Genomic DNA, 18,219 nt, shown 5'->3' with positions numbered 1-18,219 from the left:
GTTCCCATGACACTCGCTTAAGTCAAGGGGTGGAACGCCATGTCCACGATACTGATCGTCATACTGATATTGTTGCTCATCGGCGCTCTGCCGAGCTGGCCCTACAGCGCGGGCTGGGGTTATTACCCCAGCGGCCTCCTGGGCCTCATCCTTGTCGTCGTTCTCATTCTCGCACTGATGGGACGCTTGTAGCGCCCGACAAGATCAGGCGTTTTCGGGTCGGCCGCCGGCGCACGCTCTCTGCGCCGGCGGCGGCGTGACGTTTAGGGGTCACAGGGAGAGAGAACATGGAGTTGACGATCCAGCTTCTCGGTGTGCTCGGTTCCATGATCGTCTTCGTGACGATCTGCGCTCTCGAAGGGGCAAGCTGACGGCGTCGACCCAGGCCGGCTGGGGCAGGAGGCCGTTTTCAGGAAGCGGAGGGTGCACCCTCCTCGTCGTGACGGCGCTTTGCCACCTGTGACAGGTGGTAGAGCACGATGCCGCTCGTCGTCGCGACGTTGAGGGAATCGAAGCCGTGCGCCATGGGGATGGTGACGGTGTGAGCGCGCGCCATGACGCCGGCCGGCAGGCCCGGCCCCTCCGTGCCCAGGAGGATGGCGGCCCGGGCCGGACGCGCGAGCTGCGCAAGTGGCGTTGCGCCCGACGGGCTCAGCGCGAGGGGAACGAAGCCGTGCCGCTCCATGAGGGTCACGACGTCCTCGCCCTCGCCGATGCGGGCCGAGGGCACGATGAGGCTCGCGCCGACGGAGACGCGGATTGCCTTGCGGTAGAGCGGATCGCAGCTCGCCGCGTCGAGCAGCACGGCCGCGGCGCCGAAGGCGGCGGCATTGCGGAAGATGCCGCCGACATTGTCATGGTTGGCGATGCCGAGGCCGACGACGACGAGCGCCTCCTCAGGCAGTTGGGCGAGGAGCTCGGCCGCTCCCGGCATCGGCGCCCGCTCGCCAAGCGCCAGGATGCCGCGATGGATGTGGAAGCCGACGATGGCGTCCATCACGGCCGGCGCGGCCCGGTAAGCCGGCACGTCTGCCGGCATCCGTGCCAGAAGATCGCCGAGGCTGTCGAAACGGTTGGCGGCCACGAGCAACGAGCGCGTGCGGTGGACGGCGCGCGTCAAGAGCACGCGCAGCACCACCTCGCCCTCGGCGATGAAGTGGCCCTGCCGGCCGACGAGGTCGCGCTCGCGCACGTCGCGATAGGCGGCGATGCGCGGGTCGCCCGCATCGTCGATGTCGATGATCTCAGCCAACGGCAGCTCCCGCGCGGCTTTGTGCGCAGCAGTCGCCAGCCATGCGCTCGTGCGCATGGCTTTTCCTTGCGTTCGCTGGCATTGTCCCTTGCCTCATTGGAACAGCCATAAGAAAAAGCCCGCTCACGCTCAAGGACGGCGCCGCAAGGCGCCAGGATATGGAAGACCCGATGCCCAGCTATCGCTCGCGTACCTCGACCCACGGCCGCAACATGGCCGGTGCCCGCGGCCTGTGGCGCGCCACCGGCATGAAGGATGGCGATTTCGGCAAGCCGATCATCGCCGTCGTCAATTCCTTCACCCAGTTCGTGCCCGGCCACGTGCACCTGAAGGATCTCGGCCAGCTTGTGGCGCGCGAGATCGAGGCGGCGGGCGGCGTCGCCAAGGAATTCAACACCATCGCGGTCGACGACGGCATCGCCATGGGCCACGACGGCATGCTCTACAGCCTGCCCTCGCGCGAGATCATCGCCGACAGCGTCGAATACATGGTCAATGCGCATTGCGCCGACGCCATGGTGTGCATCTCCAACTGCGATAAGATCACGCCCGGCATGCTGATGGCGGCCATGCGCCTCAACATCCCGACGGTCTTCGTCTCCGGCGGGCCGATGGAGGCCGGCAAGGTCGTCCTCAACGGCAAGGAGAAGGCGCTCGACCTGATCGACGCCATGGTCGCGGCCGCCGACGACACCGTCTCGGACGAAGACGTGAAGGTCATCGAGCGTTCGGCCTGCCCGACCTGCGGCTCGTGCTCGGGCATGTTCACGGCCAATTCCATGAACTGCCTCACCGAGGCGCTGGGCCTCGCTTTGCCGGGCAACGGCTCGACGCTCGCGACCCACGCCGACCGCAAGCGCCTGTTCGTCGAGGCCGGCCACCTCATCGTCGACCTCGCCCGCCGCTATTACGAGCAGGACGACGCCTCGGTGCTGCCGCGCGCCATCGCCAGCTTCAAGGCCTTCGAGAACGCCATGACGCTCGATATCGCCATGGGCGGCTCGACCAACACGGTTCTGCACCTTCTCGCCGCCGCGAACGAGGGCGAGGTGCCGTTCACGATGAGCGACATCGACCGCCTGTCGCGGCGCGTGCCCGTCCTGTGCAAGGTGGCCCCGGCCGTCAGCAACATCCACATGGAGGATGTGCACCGGGCGGGCGGCATCATGGCCATCCTCGGCCAGCTCGATCGCGTCGGCCTCATCGACACCAGCCTGCCGACCGTGCACAGCACGACGATGGCCGAGGCGCTGGACCGCTGGGACATCGCCCGCACCGACAGCGAGAGCGTGCGCACGTTCTACAAGGCCGCGCCCGGCGGCGTGCCGACGCAGGTCGCCTTCAGCCAGGACCGGCGCTGGGACGACCTCGACCTCGACCGCGAAAAGGGCGTCATCCGCGCGGCGGAGCACGCCTATTCGAAGGACGGCGGCCTCGCCGTGCTCTACGGCAACCTCGCCGAGGACGGCTGCATCGTGAAGACGGCCGGCGTCGATGAATCGATCCTGAAATTCTCCGGCCCCGCCCGCATCTTCGAGAGCCAGGACGCGGCGGTCGAGGGCATCCTCGGCAACAAGGTCAAGGCCGGCGAGATCGTGCTCATCCGCTATGAGGGGCCGCGCGGCGGCCCGGGCATGCAGGAGATGCTCTATCCGACAAGCTACCTGAAGTCGAAGGGCCTCGGCAAGCTCTGCGCCCTCGTCACCGACGGGCGCTTCTCCGGCGGATCCTCGGGCCTGTCCATCGGCCACGTCTCGCCGGAGGCGGCCGAGGGCGGCACCATCGGCCTCGTCGAGGAGGAGGACGTCATCGAGATCGACATCCCGAACCGGCGCATCCACCTCGCCGTGGCGGAGGAGGAGATCGCCCGCCGCCGCGCCGCCATGGAGGCGAAGGGCCCTGCCGCCTGGCAGCCGGCCGCCCCGCGCAAGCGCGCCGTCTCGGCCGCTCTCAAGGCCTATGCGGCCCTGACGACCAGCGCCGCCCGCGGCGCCGTGCGCGACGTGAGCGGCCTGAAGCGCTGAGCCTGCCATGACGACAGCTGCGCCCGCCACCGCGCCCGCCGGTGGGCGCAGCTTCTTCATCACCGGCCTCGGCATCGGCCAGATCTGCTCGTGGGGCTCGCTCTACTACAGCTTCCCCCAGATCGCGGAGGCGATGGGCCGCGATCTCGGCTGGGACAAGCCGCAGCTCTACGGCGCGGCGACGCTCGGGCTCGTGCTCGGCGGCCTCGCCGCCTATCCCGTCGGCTCGGCCATCGATCGCGGCCACGGCCGCGCGGTGATGGCCGGTGGCTCGGCGCTCGCCGGGCTGCTGCTGCTCCTGTGGTCGCAGGTCGAGAGCCTGCCGGTCTTCTATCTCGCCGTCGCCGGCATCGGTGCCCTGCAGGCCGCGACGCTCTACGAGGCCGCCTTCGCCGTTGTCGCGCGCCGCACGGGCGCGGGCGAGGCCCGGGCCGGCATCACGGCGCTGAGCCTGTGGGGCGGCTTCGCCTCCACCGTCTTCATCCCGCTCGTCGAATTGCTGCTGTCCGGCCTCGGCTGGCGCGGGGCGCTCATGGTCCTCGGCGCCGTCAATCTCCTCGTCTGCGCAGGCCTCTATGCGGCGGTCATCGATCCGAGGGCCGATGCCATGCCGGTGCGCCACGCCGATGCGGCCCCGCCGCCCGGCGGGCGCGCCGCCGTCGCCGCCGCGGTGCGTCGCCCGGTCTTCTGGGCCCTGGCGCTCGCCTTCACCGCCTATGCCGCGACCTTCTCGGCCTTCACCTTCCATCTCTATCCGCTGCTGACGGAAAAGGGCTTTGCATCCGCCTCGGTGGTGGCGGCCATGGCGATCATCGGCCCGGCGCAGGTGACGGGGCGCGTTCTCGTCTGGCTGTTCGCCGCGCGCGCCTCGGTGAGGGCGATCGGCTCGGCGGTCGTCGCCGTCTTTCCGCTCGCGCTCCTGATGCTCGCCGCACTGCCGCCGAGCTTCGCGCTCATCGCCGTGGTCGCCGCGCTCTATGGCGGCGCCAACGGCATCATGACCATCGTGCGCGGCCTCGCCGTGCCGGAGATGCTGACGCGCGACGCCTACGGCGCCGTCAACGGCGCGCTCACGGCGCCCGCCACCGTGGCCAAGGCCTTCGCGCCCGTGGGCGCCGCAGCCATATGGGCCGCAGCCGGATCCTACGATGCGGTGCTCGTCGGCATCATCGCCGGAGGCAGCCTTCTCGCCGTCGGCTTCTGGGTGGCCGCGGCGCTGTCGCGCCGGGAGGCCACCCGGTAAGCCTCATCCCTTGACGATCGCCTCCAGCAGCCGCATCGCCCGCGCCCCGGCGGCGGCGTCGGGCACGTCGCGCTGCTCACCTCGTACCACCGCGAGGAAGTCACCGATCAGGGCGTGATAGCCCTTGTGGTCCTCGTTGGCGGCGACCGTCAGGTTCGGCTCCCAGACGAGCGTGTCCTCGCCGTCGACGAGGCTCGCGTCCGTGCGGCTCACCTTGAAGGGCGGCGCGCGGTAGTAGCGGACCTCGTGCACGTTGCGCACCTCGACGCGCTGGTGGTCGGCCATCACCTGCCACCATTCCATCGGCGTGCCGCGCGACTGGTGCGTGCCCATGACGAGCGTGCCGATGCCGCCGCTCGCGAAGCGGAAGTCGACGTGCAGCAGCAGCTTGCCGGGCGCAAGCTCGTGTCGGCGCACGCCGATATCGGCGACTTCGCCCATCAGCCACGGCACAAGGTCGAGATAATGCACGCAATGGTGCAGGTAGAAGCCGGTGTAGTCCGGGTCCTTCTCGAAATAGGTTGGCGCCGTCATGTACTCGCCGAGGAAGCTCGCCGGCGTGCCGAATTCGGGCCGGGCGACGACATTGGCGGCGATGCGGTTCGCCGTCGAATAGCGCTTCATGAAGCCGAGCACGACGGGCACGTCCGCGGCCTTCGAGGCCTCGGCCAGCTCTTCGGCCTCGCGCGCGCTCGCCGCCGGCGGCTTCTCGATGAACACGGGCAGCTTGCGGGCCATCGCCGCCATGCCGACGGCGAAGTGTACGGCAGGGCCCGCAGCGACGCCGACGGCATCGATGTCCTCGCGCGCCAGCAGCGCCTGCCAGTCGCGCGTCGTGTTCTGCGCCGGGACACCGTAGCGTGCCGCAGTTTGGGCGAGCCGCGCCTCGTCGGTGTCGCAGAGGGCGGCGATGGTGACCTTGTGGCGGATGAGCTGCGGCAGCAGCATCTCGTTGGCATGCGTGCCGCAGCCGATCCAGCCGATGCGGATGGTCATGGCTCAGGCCCTCCCGGCAAAGGCGAGCGCGGCCTTGAGATAGGCGACGCTGTGGGCGAGCTCAGCGTCCTCATCGCGCTGCGGCGCGCGCCATTGGGCGAGCGGCACCCCCGGCCGCTCGTCGTCGCGGCGGAATGGCTCGAGCGTGATCGGCCCAGCGTAGCCGACGTCGACGAGGGCGCGCGCCACCGCCGGCCAGTCGATATGGCCGGATCCGACGAAGCCGCGGTTGTTCTCGTTGGCCTGGAAGTGCACGAGCCACTTGCCGGCGCGGCGGATGGCATCGGGGATAGAGGGATCCTCCATGTTCATGTGGAAGGTGTCGAGCATCACGCCGAGCGCCGGCGAGGAGACAGCCTCGGCGATGGCGAGACCGTGGCGCGTGGTGTTGGCGATGTCCGTCTCGAAGCGGTTGAGCGGCTCGAGCCCGAAGGTGACGCCGGCATTTTCGGCTTTGAGGCTCGCCTCCTTCAGGCCGATGACGACGCGGTCGATGCGCCGCTTGCGCTCGTCCTCCGCGACCGGTGCGGGCGGGCGCCCGGCGAAGACCATCGGTGCGCCGTAGAGCGGCCCGCCGACGATGGTCGCGCCAAGCGCCGTCGCGGTCTCGACGCAGGTGCCGAGATAGCGGATGCCCGCCTGTCGGGCGCCCTCGTCGGCGCTCGAAATGTCGCGGGCGAGGCTGACGCGGGCGGCCAGCACCACGCCGAGACCGTTGTCGGCGAGCGCCGCTTTGGTCTCGGCGAGATCGAGCTCGCCGGGCTCGGGCACCAGCAGCTCGACGAAGTCGCAGCCGGCCTTCTTCGCCCGGGCGAAGGTTGCGAAATGCTCGCGGCCGAAGGGCCGGGCATAGAACATGGAGATGATGCCGATCGGGTTCGTTTTCATGGTCATGACTTCACCGCACCGGCCGTGAGACCGCCCACGAGCCGCCGTTGTACGAGGAGGAAGAGGATGGTGACGGGGATGGCGACGAGCGTTCCGCCCGCCGTGAGCAGGCCCCATTGCACCGTGAATTCGCCGATGAAGAGCTGCAGGGCCACCGTGACGGTGCGCACGTTCTGGCCCGACAGCATCATCGCGAAGAGGTATTCGTTCCACGAGGTGACGAAGATGTAGATGCCCGTCGTCACGATGCCGGGCATGACGATGGGCAGGATGACGAGGCGGATGGTCTGCAGCCGGCTCGCCCCGTCCATGATCGCCGCCTCGTCGAGCTCGGGCGGGATCGCGTTCATGTAGCTCGTCATCATCCAGATCGAGAACGGGATGGCGAAGGTCGAGTGCCCGGCGATGACGCCGAGAAAGGTGTCGAGCAGCCCGAGCATGCGCATCAGCACGAAGAGCGGGATGATGATGAGCACGATCGGGAACATGTTCACGACCAGGAACTGCACCATCAGGAAGCGCCGGCCGCGAAAGCGGAAGCGTGAGAAGGCATAGGCCGCCGGCACGCTGACGAGAAGCCCGACCGTGACCGCGCCGACGGCGACGATGAAGCTGTTGGCGAGATTGCCGGCGAAGGTCGTGCGGGCGAGGAGGTCCCGGTAGTGCTGCAGCGTGCCCGCGCTCGGCCAGTACTCGACCGGCCAGCGCGCGATCTCCTCGTTGGGCTTGAAGGAGGTGATCACCATCCAGGCGTAGGGCGCGAGCGCGAAGAGCACGATGAGGAGGACGGGGATCTCCACCTGGACGATGCGGGCGAGGCGGGAGCGGCGTTCGATCATCGGCTGAGCTCCCGCGCCACGCGGCGCACATAGATGAAGACGACGACGAGCAGGAGCGCCGTGAGCACCAGCGCGAGCGCCGCGCCATAGCCGAATTCCATGCCGCTGTAGGCCTTGAGGAAGGCGTAGAGCGGCAAGGTGTGGGTGGCGTAGCCCGGCCCGCCGCCGGTCATGACGAGGATCACGTCGAGCGAGTTCGCCACCCAGATGGTGCGCAGCAGGAGCGCGGTTGCGATCACCTCGGAGATCGACGGCAGGGTGACGTAGACGAGCTTCTGGAAGCGGCTCGCCCCGTCGATCTCGGCCGCCTCGTAGAGCTCGGCGGGGATCGTCTGCAGGCCGGCGAGCACGACGACGGCGAAGAAAGGAAAGCCCTGCCAGATGAGGGCGAGGATGACGGCGTAGAAGGCAGTGTCGGGCTGCGCGAGCCAGGCGACCGGCTCGGAGATGAGGCCGAGCCGCAGGAGCCCGTCGTTGATGACGCCGACGTTGAAGTCGTACATCCACGTCCACATCAGGCCGATGATGACGCTCGGCAGGGCCCAGGGCACGATGATCAGCGAGCGCGCGATGCCGCGCCACCAGAAGCTCTCGTTGAGGAGCAGCGCGGCACCGAGCCCGAGCAGGAACTGGAAGCCGACGACGAGCGCGATCCAGAGGAAGGAATGGCCGAGCGAGATCCAGAAGACCTCGTCGTCCCACATGCGCGCGAAATTGCCGAGGCCGATGAAGGGCACGTCCCGCGGGCGGAAGAGCACGAAATCGTGCAGGCTCATCCACGCTGTCTGCAGGACGGGAAAGAGGATGACCGCCGCCGTGACCACGAGGGCGGGCAGCAGGAAGGCATAGGGCGTCATGAGCGCGCGCGAGCGCGCTCCCGCCGTCACGAGGCTCGTCACGGGCCGAAACTCCGGAAAAAGGCGGGTGGAGGCGGTATTGCGCCGCGCTCCACCCGGGGTCGGCGGGGGGGCCAGGGGGGCCCCCCGCCACCATCAACCGTGGAAGTGCTTCTCGATGGCCTGCATCATGTCATCGGGGCTGATCTGGCCGAGCAGCGCGCGCTGCATGTTGGTCGGCCAGACGGTGCGCACGAAATCCGCCGTCTTGGGGCTGTCCGGCAGCACGCCGGCCATGGCGAGCGACTGTTCGCTCGCCTCGACGAAGCGCTTGGGATGCAGCTTCCAGTCCGCCATGCCCGAGGTGGTCACGGTGAGCTGGCCGGTGAAGCCGTTGAAGGTGACGTTGTTCTCGGCCGTGGACAGGAAGGTGATCCACTTGAAGGCGGCCTCCTTGTTGGCGCTTGCCGAGAAGACGGCGTTCGATTCGTCGCCGAAGGAGGTCCAGCCGTTGCCGTCGGGCCCGCGCGGCACCGGCACGGCCGAGACCTTGTCGCCGAGCGCCTCCACCATCTCGTTGGACGAGCCGACGTGGTGGATGGTCATGGCGGTGCGGCCCGCCTTGAAGCCGTCGATGATCTGGCGGAAGCCGTCGGTCGGCGCGGACGGCGGGAAGACTTTCTCCTTGGTGCCGAGGTCGACGAACCAGCGGTTGGCGGCGAGCGCCTTGTCGCTCACCATGCCGCCCTTGCGGAAATTGGCGCCGCCGCCGAGGACGAACGGCCCCCAATGGTCGTGGCCGCCGGCGCCGCCGCGCATGCCGAAGCCGAAGACGCCGTCCTTGGTGAGCGCCTTCGCCGCCTTGAGGAAGTCGTCGAACGTGCGCGGCGCTGCGACGCCGGCCTGCTCGAAGAGATCCGGCCGGTAGTAGAGATAGAGCACCACGTACTGCAGCGGCAGATAATACTGCTTGCCGTCGCTCGCCTTGTTGAGCTGCCAGATGTCCTCGGTGATGTCGGTGCGCGCGTTCCAGCCCTTGAGCATGTCGTCGAGCGGCTCGAGCACTCCCATCTCCACGAGGCGGGCCTGGTTGTTGAGCTTCACCATGGCGCAGTCGGGCGCATTGCCCGCGACGAGCGCGGCGAAGAGGCGCGTGTAGTAGTCGTTGCCGCCGCCCCACGGAATGCTTTCGGCGACGACCTTGATGCCGGGGTTCTCCTTCTCGAACTTCGCGACGAGCTCGGCCGGCGAGTGCTGCGGATTGTCGAAATGGTACCACCAGCGCACCGTCACGCCCTGCGCGACGGCCGGGGCGGGAAAGCTGCCCGCGAAGGGCGCGGCAAGCACGCCCGCGCCGGCGAGCTGCAGGAACCTGCGCCGCCCGATGCCCTTTTTGCGGGTCATGTTGTCCTTGGTCATGTCCTCTCCTCCGGTTCTTTGCGTGTTGTTGTCTGGGGTGCCGCCCCGATTCCCTCGCGGCCGAGGGGAGTTGCCGCCTCCTACCGGCCGAACACCTCCCTGATATGCGCTGCCCCCGCCGCGATGGCCGCCCGCGCCGCCGGCAGCTCGCGCGTCATGCGCAGGAAGCCGTGGACGACGCCGGGTGACACGTCGAGGCGGAAGGGAATGCCGGTGTGGGCGAGCTTTTCGGCGAGCAGCAGCGTGTCGTCGAGCAGCGGATCAAGCCCCGCCGCATTGAGATAGAGCGGCGGCAGGCCGTCGAGCTCGGCGCGCAGCGGGACGGCGAGCTCGGCCGTGTCCGCCGGCAGGGCGCCGAGGAAGTTGCCCCAGTACCACTGCATGATCGCGGTACCGAGGAAGAAGCTGCCGTCGCCGAGGCGTTCATGGCTCGCCGTGTCGAAGATCGGCGCATAGCAGCCGTAGAACAGGGCGGCCGTTGCCGGCAGCGCCTGCCCCTTGTCGCGCCGGGCGAGGAGGGCGGCGAGCGCGAGATTCGCCCCGGCCGAATCGCCAGCGAGCGCGATGCGCGCCATGTCGACGGGCCGGCCGAGCCCGCCGTCGGCCGCAAAGGCGAGGGCGGCGAGGACGTCGTCGAGCGGCGCGGGGAAGGGATGCTCTGGGGCGAGGCGATAATCCATGCCGAAGACGGCGCAGCCCGAGGCCGCGGCCAGGTTGCGCATGGTGCCGTCGTGCGTGTCGATGGAGCCGAAGGTCCAGCCGCCGCCGTGCACGAAGACGACGAGGCCGTTCGTGAGCGCGTCCGCCTGCGGCTCGTAGAGCCGTGCCCGCATGCCGCCGGCGGCCGTGGGGACGGTGAGGTCACGCACGGCGGCAAGCTCCGGCGCGCCCACGTTCCAAGGCTTCGCCAGCTCTTCGAAAGTCCGTCGGGCCTCGCCCATCGCCATGGCGCGGTAGTCGACGGCGGGCGCCGCGCGCATGCGCTCGTAGATGGGCTGGAAATGCGGGTCGAGGGGCAGGGTCATGCTGACTGACGCTCCGAGGAAACGTCGACGATGGTGTCGATGTGGTGGCCGAGCGCCTCGGCGAGGCCGGCGCCGTCGCGCGCGGCGAGGCGCTCGTAGATGGGCTGGTGCCGGCGCGCCGTTTCGAGCAGCGGCCGGCGATGGCGCGGCTCCCACAGCTTCTGCCGGTGCGAATGCAGGATGCAGCGCACGAGGATCTGCTCCAGCGCCTGCAGGCCCGCGAGGCGGAAGATGGCGAGGTGGAAATCGGTGTCGAGCTCGATGAGCCGGTACTGGTCGCCGGCGCTCGCGACCCGCTCCATCTCGTCCTGCAGGGCCTGCAGCTCCTGCAGCGCGCCGTCCGTCACCGCCGCCGCGGCGCGCACGGCCCCGCGCATCTCGATGCGGCGCCGGAGCGCGATGATCTCGTCGGCCTCTTCCGGGTCGAGCGGCGTGACGGTGGTGCCGCGATGGCCGCTGCGGATGACGAGCCCGTCCTCCTGCAGGCGCAGCAGCGCCTCCCGCACCGTGCCCTGGCTGCAGCCGAGCTCGCGCGCGAGGCCGAGCTCGGTCAGGGCGATGCCGGGCTGCAGGTCGTTGAGGATGATGCGGCGTTTGACCGCCGAATAGGCTGCCTCGCGCGGACGCACGTCCGAATCCTCCCTGCTTTCTTATTATCGATATTGATATTGATAATCCAAACGGCGTAGCCTGACAAGACGGCGCCTGCCGGGCGGCCGGAATGATCGAGGTGGCGATGGCCTCAGGACGCGGCGGCGCGTGGGGCGGAGTGGCTTTCCGCCTGCTTCGCGGGCGCTGTCCAGCCGAGTGCGCGCGAGATGGTGTCGGCCGTCTCGATGACGAGTTCGCCGAGCACGGGGATGCGCGCCGGCGAGATGCGCTCGGCCGGGCCGGAGACGCTGATCGAGGCGAAGACGCTGCCCGAGGCGTTGCGGATCGGGGCGGCGACGCAGTTGAGGTTGCGCTGGTGTTCGGACCAGTCGATGGAGTGGCCGCGCTTGCGCGTCGCCGCCATCTCCTCGCGCAGTCGCTGGGGATCGACGATCGTGCTTTCCGTGAAGGCCTTGAGCCCGGCCGCGATGACGCGCTCCAGCGTCGCCTCGTCCTGGAAGGCGAGGATGGCCTTGCCGACCCCCGTGCAATAGACCGGCGCGCCCTCGATGGTCATGACGAGCGAGCTCGGGCCGCTGTCCATCTCCTTCCGGTCGACGAAGACGGCGTGGAGGCCGTCGAAGATGCAGAGATGCACCACCTCGCCGCTCAACTTGGCGAGCCGGTCGACATGCGGCTGCGCCTCGCGGTGCAGGTCGAGGTTGGCGAGATAGAGGCTGCCGAGTTCGAACAGCTTGAGGCCGAGGCGATAGCGTTCCCGGTCGCGGTCCTGCTCGATGAAACCGATCTCCTTCATCGTCGCGAGCAGCCGGTGGGCCGTGGCCTTGGGATAGCCGGTCCGCGCCTGGATCATGCCGAGCGTCAGCGTCCGGTCGTGCTTGGTGAAGCACTGCAGGATGCTTGCCATCTTGCCGAGCGAGTTGACCAGATCCTTGCGCTGGGTCCGCGTCACGCGTTGCCTCGTTCATTCCACGATGCGGAACATATCGGCAAATTTGTGGGGGCCGTCAAGCTCTTTCGAGCCGTTTGTTGGCCTTGATGGATGCGAAATCCGATTCCGTGTTGACGGTCGGCTCGGAAGCTCGATAAAGTCTGCTATGCGGAATAAAGATCCGATATTCGGACTAGGGAGCTGAAATGCATACGAAACTCGCAGGTGTCATTCCGCCGATGACGACGCCGTTTCGGACCGATGGGGCGATGGCGCTGGAGGCCGTGGCTGGGCAGGTGGACTTTCTTGTCGCGGCCGGCGCGCACGGCCTCGCCGCCGGCGGCTCGACCGGCGAGGGCCATACGCTCGACCCGGAGGAGTTCCGCGATCTCATCGGCGCGACGGTCGCCGCCACCGCCGGGCGGGCGCCGGTGATCGCCGGCATCATTGTCGACAGCACGCGCGACGCGATCCGCCGCGGCAAGCTGGTGCGCGACATGGGCGTCGCCGCCCTGCAGGTCACGCCGGTGCACTATCTTTTCAAGCCGGACGACGAGGCGATGGTGCGCCACTTCCGGGCGCTCGCCGACGAGACCGGCCTGCCGATCATCATCTACAACGTGGTGCCCTGGACCTATCTGTCGCCGAAGCTGCTCGCTCGCATCATGCGCGAGGTGCCGATGGTGGTCGGCGTCAAGCAGAGCGCCGGCGATCTCAAGCTCTTCGCCGATCTCATGGCCGAGAACCTCGCCGACAAGCTGATCTTCAGCGCCGTCGACGCGCTGATGTATCCCTCCTACACGCTCGGCGCCCATGGCTCGATCGCCGCGATCCTCGCCGCGGCGCCCAAGGCGTCTGTCGACCTGTGGGACGCGGTGAAGGCCGGCGACCACCCGCGCGCGCTCGATCTCCACGTCAAGCTGCTGGCGCTGTGGAACGCCATGGTCTCGGACAACCTGCCGGCCTGCACGAAATACGCCCAGAGCCTGCAGGGCGTGAACGCCATGGAGCCGCGCGCGCCCATGCCGCCGGCCTCGCCCGCCCAGCGCGAGGCGATCCGTGCGGCGCTCGCGGGCCTCGGCGTCGCCGTCAAGGCAAAGGCGGCCTGAAGGCCGCCTCCTGTTCAAAAAAGCAAAAGCATATCGGGTTGGAGGAAACGTCCATGTTCTCGCGCAAATCGTTCTCGCGCATATCCCTGACGCGCCGGGTCGCCATGGCCGCGGCGGTCTCGCTCGCCTTTGCCGGGCCGGCGCTCGCCGCCTGGCCGGAGCGGCCCGTCACCATGATCGTGCCGTGGAGCGCTGGCGGCGGCACCGACGCGACGGCGCGCATCGTCGCGAGCCTGCTCGAGAAGGAGCTCGGCAAGCCCGTGTCGGTCGTCAACCGCACCGGCGGCGGCGGCATCGTCGGCCACACCGAGATCGCCAATGCCAAGGCGGACGGCTACACCATCGGCGTCGTCACGACCGAGCTGTCGATGTATCACTGGCTCGGCACCTCGGCGCTGAACTACGACAGCTACAGCCTCATCGCCCTCTACAACACCGATCCGCAGGGCGTGCACGTGCGCAAGGACGGGCCGGCCACGATCAAGGACCTCGTCGAGGCGATCAAGGCGGCCCCCGGCAAGCACAAGGCCTCTGGCGCCAACCAGGGCGGCGCGGCGCATCTGTCCTTCGTTGGCCTGCTCAACGCCATCGGCCTCAAGGCCCAGGACGCGCCGTGGGTGCCGACGGACGGTTCGGCGCCCTCGCTGCAGCTCCTCACCTCGAAGGCCATCGACATCGTCACGACGACGATGCCCGAGGCGCAGACCATGGTCGATGCCGGGGAGGTGAAGACGCTCGCCCTGATGCGCCCCGAGCGTGACCCCGCCTTCCCCGACGTGCCGACCATCAAGGAGACGCTCGGCGTCGACTGGAGCCTCGGCGCCTGGCGTGGTGTCGCCGGCCCCAAGGGCATGCCGGAGGAGGTCGTCGAGGCGCTCTCGAAGGCCATGGCCAAGGTCGTGAAGGATCCGGAATTCGTGAAGTTCATGGACGCCCGCAAGTTCGGCATCGAATATGCCGGCGGTCCTGATTTCGCGAGTTACCTCAAGCAGATGGATGAACGCTTCGGCGAAGCCATGAAGGCCGCCGGCCTCGCCAAGCAATAGGGCGAAGGCTCCTTCCATGCGCAAGGTGGATGTCGCCGCGGGCTTGCTCTTCGCGGCCTTCGGGGCGGGCGTCGTCGTTCAGGCGGCGTCCATTCCTCCGATGATCGGCCAGGCCTACGGGCCCGGCTTCTTCCCCTCGCTCGTCGGCGGCGGGCTCATCGTCGCCGGGCTCATCATCGCCCTGCGCGGCTTCTTTGCCGCGCCGGAGGCGGTGGGCGAGGGGGCGGGGCCGCCCGCGCCGGCCGCGACGCGGCCCTACTGGGGCGCGCTCGTCTGGCTCGTCGCGGGGCTCATCGTCATCATCCGGGCTTTCGAGCCCATCGGCTTTGTGCCGCTTCTCGGCACCTATCTCGCCGGCTTCATGCTGCTGCTCGGCGTGAGACTGGTGCAGGCGGTCGTCCTCGGGTTCCTCCTGACGCTCGGCGTCTATTTCCTGTTCGTCCGCCTGCTGCTGGTGCCGCTGCCGGCCGGGCTGCTGCAACCCCTTTTCGGGTGAGCGCTCATGCATTCGGTCATCCAGGCGGTCGGGCTCGTGCTCGATCCGCAGGTGCTTCTCACGGTGGTGCTCGCCTCGCTGTTCGGCCTGTTCGTCGGTGCCGTCCCCGGCCTCACGGCGACCATGGCCACGGCGCTGCTCGTGCCGATCACCTTCTTCATGGATCCCCTGCCGGCCGTCGCCGCCATCGTGGCCTGCACGGCGATGGCAATCACGGCCGGCGACATTCCGGGCTGCCTCCTGCGCATTCCCGGCACGCCTGCCTCGGCCGCCTATACGGACGAGACCTTCGCCATGACGAAGCGCGGGCTCGGTGCGCAGGCGCTCGGTGCGAGCCTCGTCTCCTCGGTCATCGGCGGCATCGTCGGCACCGTCGTCCTCATCCTCGCGGCGCCGGCGCTGGCGCGCATCGCCCTGCAGTTCTCGAGCTTCGAATATTTCTGGCTCGCGCTCATCGGCCTGTCCTGCGCCGCCTTCGTGAGCTCGGACGATCCCGTGCGGGGCTTCGTCTCCCTGCTCATCGGCCTCTTCATCGCCAGCGTCGGCATGGATGGCGTCAGCGGCACGCCCCGCTTCACCCTGGGCGTCACGGAGCTCCTGGGCGGCATCAGCTTCATCCCCGCCATGATCGGCATGTTCGCCGTCTCCGAGATCCTGAACAGTCTCGTCCGCGGCACGGCGCGTGAGCGCTTCGCCGCGACGCAGAAGGTCACCGGCATCTTCCGCGGCATCCTCGGCCTCGTCCGCCACTACTGGCGCAACGTGGCGCGCGGCTCGGTCACGGGCACGCTGATCGGCGTCCTGCCGGGCGCCGGCGGCGACATCGCCGCCTGGATCTCCTACGCCACCGCCAAGCGCTTCTCGAAGACGCCCGAGAAGTTCGGCAACGGCCATCCCGAAGGCGTCATCGAGGCGGGCGCGGCCAACAACGGCGGCCTCTCCGGCGCGTGGGTGCCGGCGCTCGTCTTCGGCATCCCGGGCGATGCGGTGACGGCGATCGCCGTCGGCGTCCTCTTCATGAAGGGGCTCAACCCCGGTCCGCGGCTGTTCGAGGCCCAGGCGGAGATGCTCTATGCCGTCTTCATCATCTTCCTCATCGCCAACCTGCTGCTCCTGCCCTTCGGCTGGGCGGCGATCCGGCTCGCGAGCCGCATCCTGACCGTGCCGCGCCCGCAGCTGATGGCGATCATCCTGCTCTTCTGCGTCGTCGGCTCCTTCGCCATCAACAACACCGTCTTCGACATCGGCCTGATGCTCGGCTTCGGCATCCTCGCCTTCCTGCTCAGCCTCGCCGGCTTCCCCGTGGCGCCCATCATCCTCGGCATCGTGCTCGGGCCGCTGCTCGAGCAGAACTTCCTGACCTCGATGGTGATCGCGGGCGGCGACATCACCGGCTTCTTCGAGCGCCCGGTCGCCGCCGCGCTCGGCGTGGCCGCCATCCTCATCTGGGCGGTGCCGCTCGGCCTCGCCGGCCTGCGCCTCCTGCGCGGCGGCGCGCGCGCCGCAAAGCCCGCGGAGAACAACTCATGACGAAACGCGTGATCGCCGTGGGCATCGCGGTGATGGACAAGATCTTCTCCGTGCCCGCCATTCCGGACGAGCCCATCAAGGTCTTCGCCACCGGCTACAGCGAGATCGGCGGCGGACCGGCCGCCACCGGCGCGGTGACGGTGGCGCGCCTCGGCGGCGAGGCCATGCTGTGGGCGCGCGTCGGCGATGATCCCGTGGGCCGGCGCATCGTCGAGGAACTGGGCGAATGGGGTGTCAGGCCTGAAATCCGGCTCGTCCCCGGCGCCCGCTCCGGCGTCTCGGGCGTGCTCGTCGACAAGGAGGGCGAGCGCCTGATCATCGCCTTCGCCGACCCCGGGCTCGACACCGATCCTGCGTGGCTGCCCCTTGCCGAGGTCGCGGCGGCGGATGCCGTCCTCGCCGACATGCGCTGGCCGCGCGCGAGCGAGATCGTGCTCGATGCGGCCCGGGCGGCCGGCGTGCCGGCCGTGCTCGATGCGGACTTGGCGTCCGACGACGTCGCCCACCGGCTCGTCGCGCGCGCGGATTATGCCGTCTTCTCGCGTCCGGCGCTCACGCGCTTTGCCGGGACGGACGATGTCGCCGAGGGGCTCCGGTCGGCGGCGCAGGTCTGCCCCGGCCGCGTCGGCGTCACCCTCGGCGGCGAGGGCTTCGCCTGGCTGGAGGGGGAGCGCCTCACGCGCGAGCCGGGCTTCACCGTCGAGACGGTCGACACCCTCGGCGCGGGCGACGTCTTCCACGGCGCCTTCGCCCTCGCCATCGCGGAGGGGCGCGACATGCGCGCCGCGGCGCGCTTCGCCAATGCCGCCTCCGCTCTCAAATGCACCCGGCGCGGCGGCCGCGCCGGCATTCCGGATCGGGCCGAAGTCACGGCCCTCATGTCTTTGTCCGAGGAGGTATGATGACTGTTTCCGCAGGCAAGCTGCGCGGGCTGAAGAGGCTCGCGGACGACAGCGGGCGCTTCAAGATGGTCGCCGTCGACCAGCGCCCGCCCATCCTGAAGGCGCTCGGCGAGAAGCTGGCGCCGCGCCAGCCCGGCTACGACGAGGTCAGCGCCGTCAAGGCGCTGCTCGCCCGCGTGCTGACGCCGCTGGGCTCGGCCGTGCTGATCGATCCCGACTACGGCTACAGCCGCGCCGTCGACGACATTCCCGCCCGGCGCGGCCTGCTGATCACGCTCGAGGACTTCCGCTTCGAGGAGGACGAGGGCGGCCGCCGCACCCGGCTTTATCCCGGCTGGGATGTCGGCAAGATCAAGCGCATGGGGGCGGACGGGGTCAAGCTGCTGCTCTGGTATCGGCCCGATGCGGCGCGCGAGGTCGTCGCGCACCAGCAGGCGCTGGTGCGGCAGGTGGGCGAGGCCTGCGCGCGCTACGACATCGCCTTTCTGCTGGAGCTCCTCGTCTATCCCTTCAAGGGCGCCAGCAACCACACGACGGATTACATCGAGGATCGCGAGAAGCGTCCCGATCTGGTGCTGCAGAGCCTCGCGGATTTCGCCGACCCCGCCTATGGCGTCGACATCTACAAACTCGAAAGTCCGGTGCCAGCCGGGGCCCTGCCGGATCCCGCAGGCAGCGATGCCGCTGTGGCGGAGACCGAGCGGCTCTTTGCGCGCATGGCCGGGCTCATCGATAAGCCCTGGGTGATGCTGAGCGCCGGTGCGGGGATGGAGGAGTTTCGCCGCGTTCTCACCTATGCCTACCGGGCCGGCGCCAACGGCTATCTCGCCGGCCGTGCCATCTGGTGGCAGGCCTTTCGCCATTATCCCGACCTTCAGGCGATGGAACGGGAGTTGGCGTCGGACGGCATCGGCTATATGAAGGATATAAATCGATTAACAGACGATTCCGCGCAGCCGTGGCAGACGGCTGCTGCCTTTGGCGGCGCGCCGGGGCTGGCCGACGCGGGACACGATTTCCCCGGGCGCTACGCGGGCTTCGGTTCGCAGGCTGCCTGAGGTGCGGGGCCGG

General features: G+C 69.1%; 18 protein-coding genes. 9 read left to right on the top strand and 9 right to left on the bottom strand.

The window, feature by feature from the left end:
* The first annotated feature begins 39 nt into the window (after positions 1 to 39).
* Complete coding sequence (locus tag GGR16_RS22015; protein ID WP_019401596.1) at positions 40 to 192, top strand: DUF3309 family protein; 153 nt, start codon at positions 40 to 42, stop codon at positions 190 to 192.
* Between the two features lie 217 nt (positions 193 to 409).
* Here the strand turns inward: GGR16_RS22015 and GGR16_RS22010 are convergent, their stop codons facing one another.
* Complete coding sequence (locus GGR16_RS22010) at positions 410 to 1,252, bottom strand: TrmH family RNA methyltransferase (protein ID WP_183318192.1); 843 nt, start codon at positions 1,250 to 1,252, stop codon at positions 410 to 412.
* Between the two features lie 170 nt (positions 1,253 to 1,422).
* Here GGR16_RS22010 and ilvD point away from each other — a divergent pair, with 170 nt between their 5' ends.
* Complete coding sequence (gene ilvD / locus GGR16_RS22005) at positions 1,423 to 3,276, top strand: dihydroxy-acid dehydratase (RefSeq protein WP_183318190.1); 1,854 nt, start codon at positions 1,423 to 1,425, stop codon at positions 3,274 to 3,276.
* A 7-nt stretch (positions 3,277 to 3,283) separates the two neighbouring features.
* A complete protein-coding gene (locus GGR16_RS22000) occupies positions 3,284 to 4,519 on the top strand; it encodes an MFS transporter (protein ID WP_183318188.1) in 1,236 nt (411 codons plus the stop codon).
* Between the two features lie 3 nt (positions 4,520 to 4,522).
* On the opposite strand, the gene GGR16_RS21995 is transcribed toward GGR16_RS22000, so the two are convergent.
* The 8 genes from GGR16_RS21995 to GGR16_RS21960 form a co-directional block, all read right to left on the bottom strand.
* On the bottom strand, positions 4,523 to 5,515 hold the full coding sequence (locus tag GGR16_RS21995) for a Gfo/Idh/MocA family oxidoreductase (RefSeq protein WP_183318186.1): 993 nt from the start codon (positions 5,513 to 5,515) through the stop codon (positions 4,523 to 4,525).
* 3 nt (positions 5,516 to 5,518) lie between these two features.
* A complete protein-coding gene (locus tag GGR16_RS21990) occupies positions 5,519 to 6,409 on the bottom strand; it encodes a sugar phosphate isomerase/epimerase family protein (RefSeq protein WP_210289671.1) in 891 nt (296 codons plus the stop codon).
* Complete coding sequence (locus tag GGR16_RS21985) at positions 6,406 to 7,242, bottom strand: carbohydrate ABC transporter permease (protein WP_183318184.1); 837 nt, start codon at positions 7,240 to 7,242, stop codon at positions 6,406 to 6,408. The genes GGR16_RS21990 and GGR16_RS21985 overlap by 4 nt, the downstream gene beginning before the upstream one ends.
* Complete coding sequence (locus GGR16_RS21980; RefSeq protein WP_183318182.1) at positions 7,239 to 8,141, bottom strand: ABC transporter permease subunit; 903 nt, start codon at positions 8,139 to 8,141, stop codon at positions 7,239 to 7,241. The genes GGR16_RS21985 and GGR16_RS21980 overlap by 4 nt, the downstream gene beginning before the upstream one ends.
* 93 nt (positions 8,142 to 8,234) lie before the next feature.
* Complete coding sequence (locus GGR16_RS21975) at positions 8,235 to 9,497, bottom strand: ABC transporter substrate-binding protein (RefSeq protein ID WP_183318180.1); 1,263 nt, start codon at positions 9,495 to 9,497, stop codon at positions 8,235 to 8,237.
* Between the two features lie 80 nt (positions 9,498 to 9,577).
* Entirely contained in the window at positions 9,578 to 10,522 is a 945-nt protein-coding gene (locus GGR16_RS21970) for an alpha/beta hydrolase fold domain-containing protein (protein WP_183318178.1), read from the bottom strand.
* The gene (locus GGR16_RS21965; RefSeq protein WP_183318176.1) at positions 10,519 to 11,151 is read right to left on the bottom strand and encodes an FCD domain-containing protein; all 633 of its coding nucleotides are present in this window, start codon (positions 11,149 to 11,151) and stop codon (positions 10,519 to 10,521) included. The genes GGR16_RS21970 and GGR16_RS21965 overlap by 4 nt, the downstream gene beginning before the upstream one ends.
* A 113-nt stretch (positions 11,152 to 11,264) precedes the next feature.
* Entirely contained in the window at positions 11,265 to 12,086 is an 822-nt protein-coding gene (locus GGR16_RS21960; RefSeq protein ID WP_019401607.1) for an IclR family transcriptional regulator, read from the bottom strand.
* 185 nt (positions 12,087 to 12,271) lie between these two features.
* Between GGR16_RS21960 and GGR16_RS21955 the strand changes: the two genes are divergently transcribed.
* From GGR16_RS21955 to GGR16_RS21930, 6 genes are read left to right on the top strand one after another with little or no spacing between them, the layout of a single operon-like run.
* Positions 12,272 to 13,174, top strand: coding sequence for a dihydrodipicolinate synthase family protein (locus GGR16_RS21955; RefSeq protein WP_183318175.1), 903 nt, complete (start codon positions 12,272 to 12,274; stop codon positions 13,172 to 13,174).
* 53 nt (positions 13,175 to 13,227) lie between these two features.
* On the top strand, positions 13,228 to 14,220 hold the full coding sequence (locus GGR16_RS21950; protein WP_019401609.1) for a Bug family tripartite tricarboxylate transporter substrate binding protein: 993 nt from the start codon (positions 13,228 to 13,230) through the stop codon (positions 14,218 to 14,220).
* Between the two features lie 16 nt (positions 14,221 to 14,236).
* Positions 14,237 to 14,716: a tripartite tricarboxylate transporter TctB family protein gene (locus tag GGR16_RS21945; protein WP_183318173.1), complete on the top strand. Its 480-nt coding sequence runs from the start codon at positions 14,237 to 14,239 to the stop codon at positions 14,714 to 14,716.
* Positions 14,717 to 14,722: 6 nt separating this feature from the next.
* Positions 14,723 to 16,246: a tripartite tricarboxylate transporter permease gene (locus GGR16_RS21940; RefSeq protein ID WP_183318171.1), complete on the top strand. Its 1,524-nt coding sequence runs from the start codon at positions 14,723 to 14,725 to the stop codon at positions 16,244 to 16,246.
* Positions 16,243 to 17,148 (top strand): PfkB family carbohydrate kinase, encoded by a 906-nt coding sequence (locus GGR16_RS21935; RefSeq protein ID WP_183318169.1) that lies wholly within the window; start codon positions 16,243 to 16,245, stop codon positions 17,146 to 17,148. The genes GGR16_RS21940 and GGR16_RS21935 overlap by 4 nt, the downstream gene beginning before the upstream one ends.
* Entirely contained in the window at positions 17,148 to 18,206 is a 1,059-nt protein-coding gene (locus tag GGR16_RS21930; protein WP_183318167.1) for a tagatose 1,6-diphosphate aldolase, read from the top strand. Before GGR16_RS21935 ends, GGR16_RS21930 begins: the two co-directional genes overlap by 1 nt.
* Positions 18,207 to 18,219: the final 13 nt, after the last annotated feature.

This window comes from Chelatococcus caeni, assembly GCF_014196925.1.
Classification (GTDB): domain Bacteria; phylum Pseudomonadota; class Alphaproteobacteria; order Rhizobiales; family Beijerinckiaceae; genus Chelatococcus_A; species Chelatococcus_A caeni.
The sequence above is the reverse complement of the archived record's forward strand: the minus strand, read 5'-3'. Positions and strand labels throughout refer to the sequence as shown.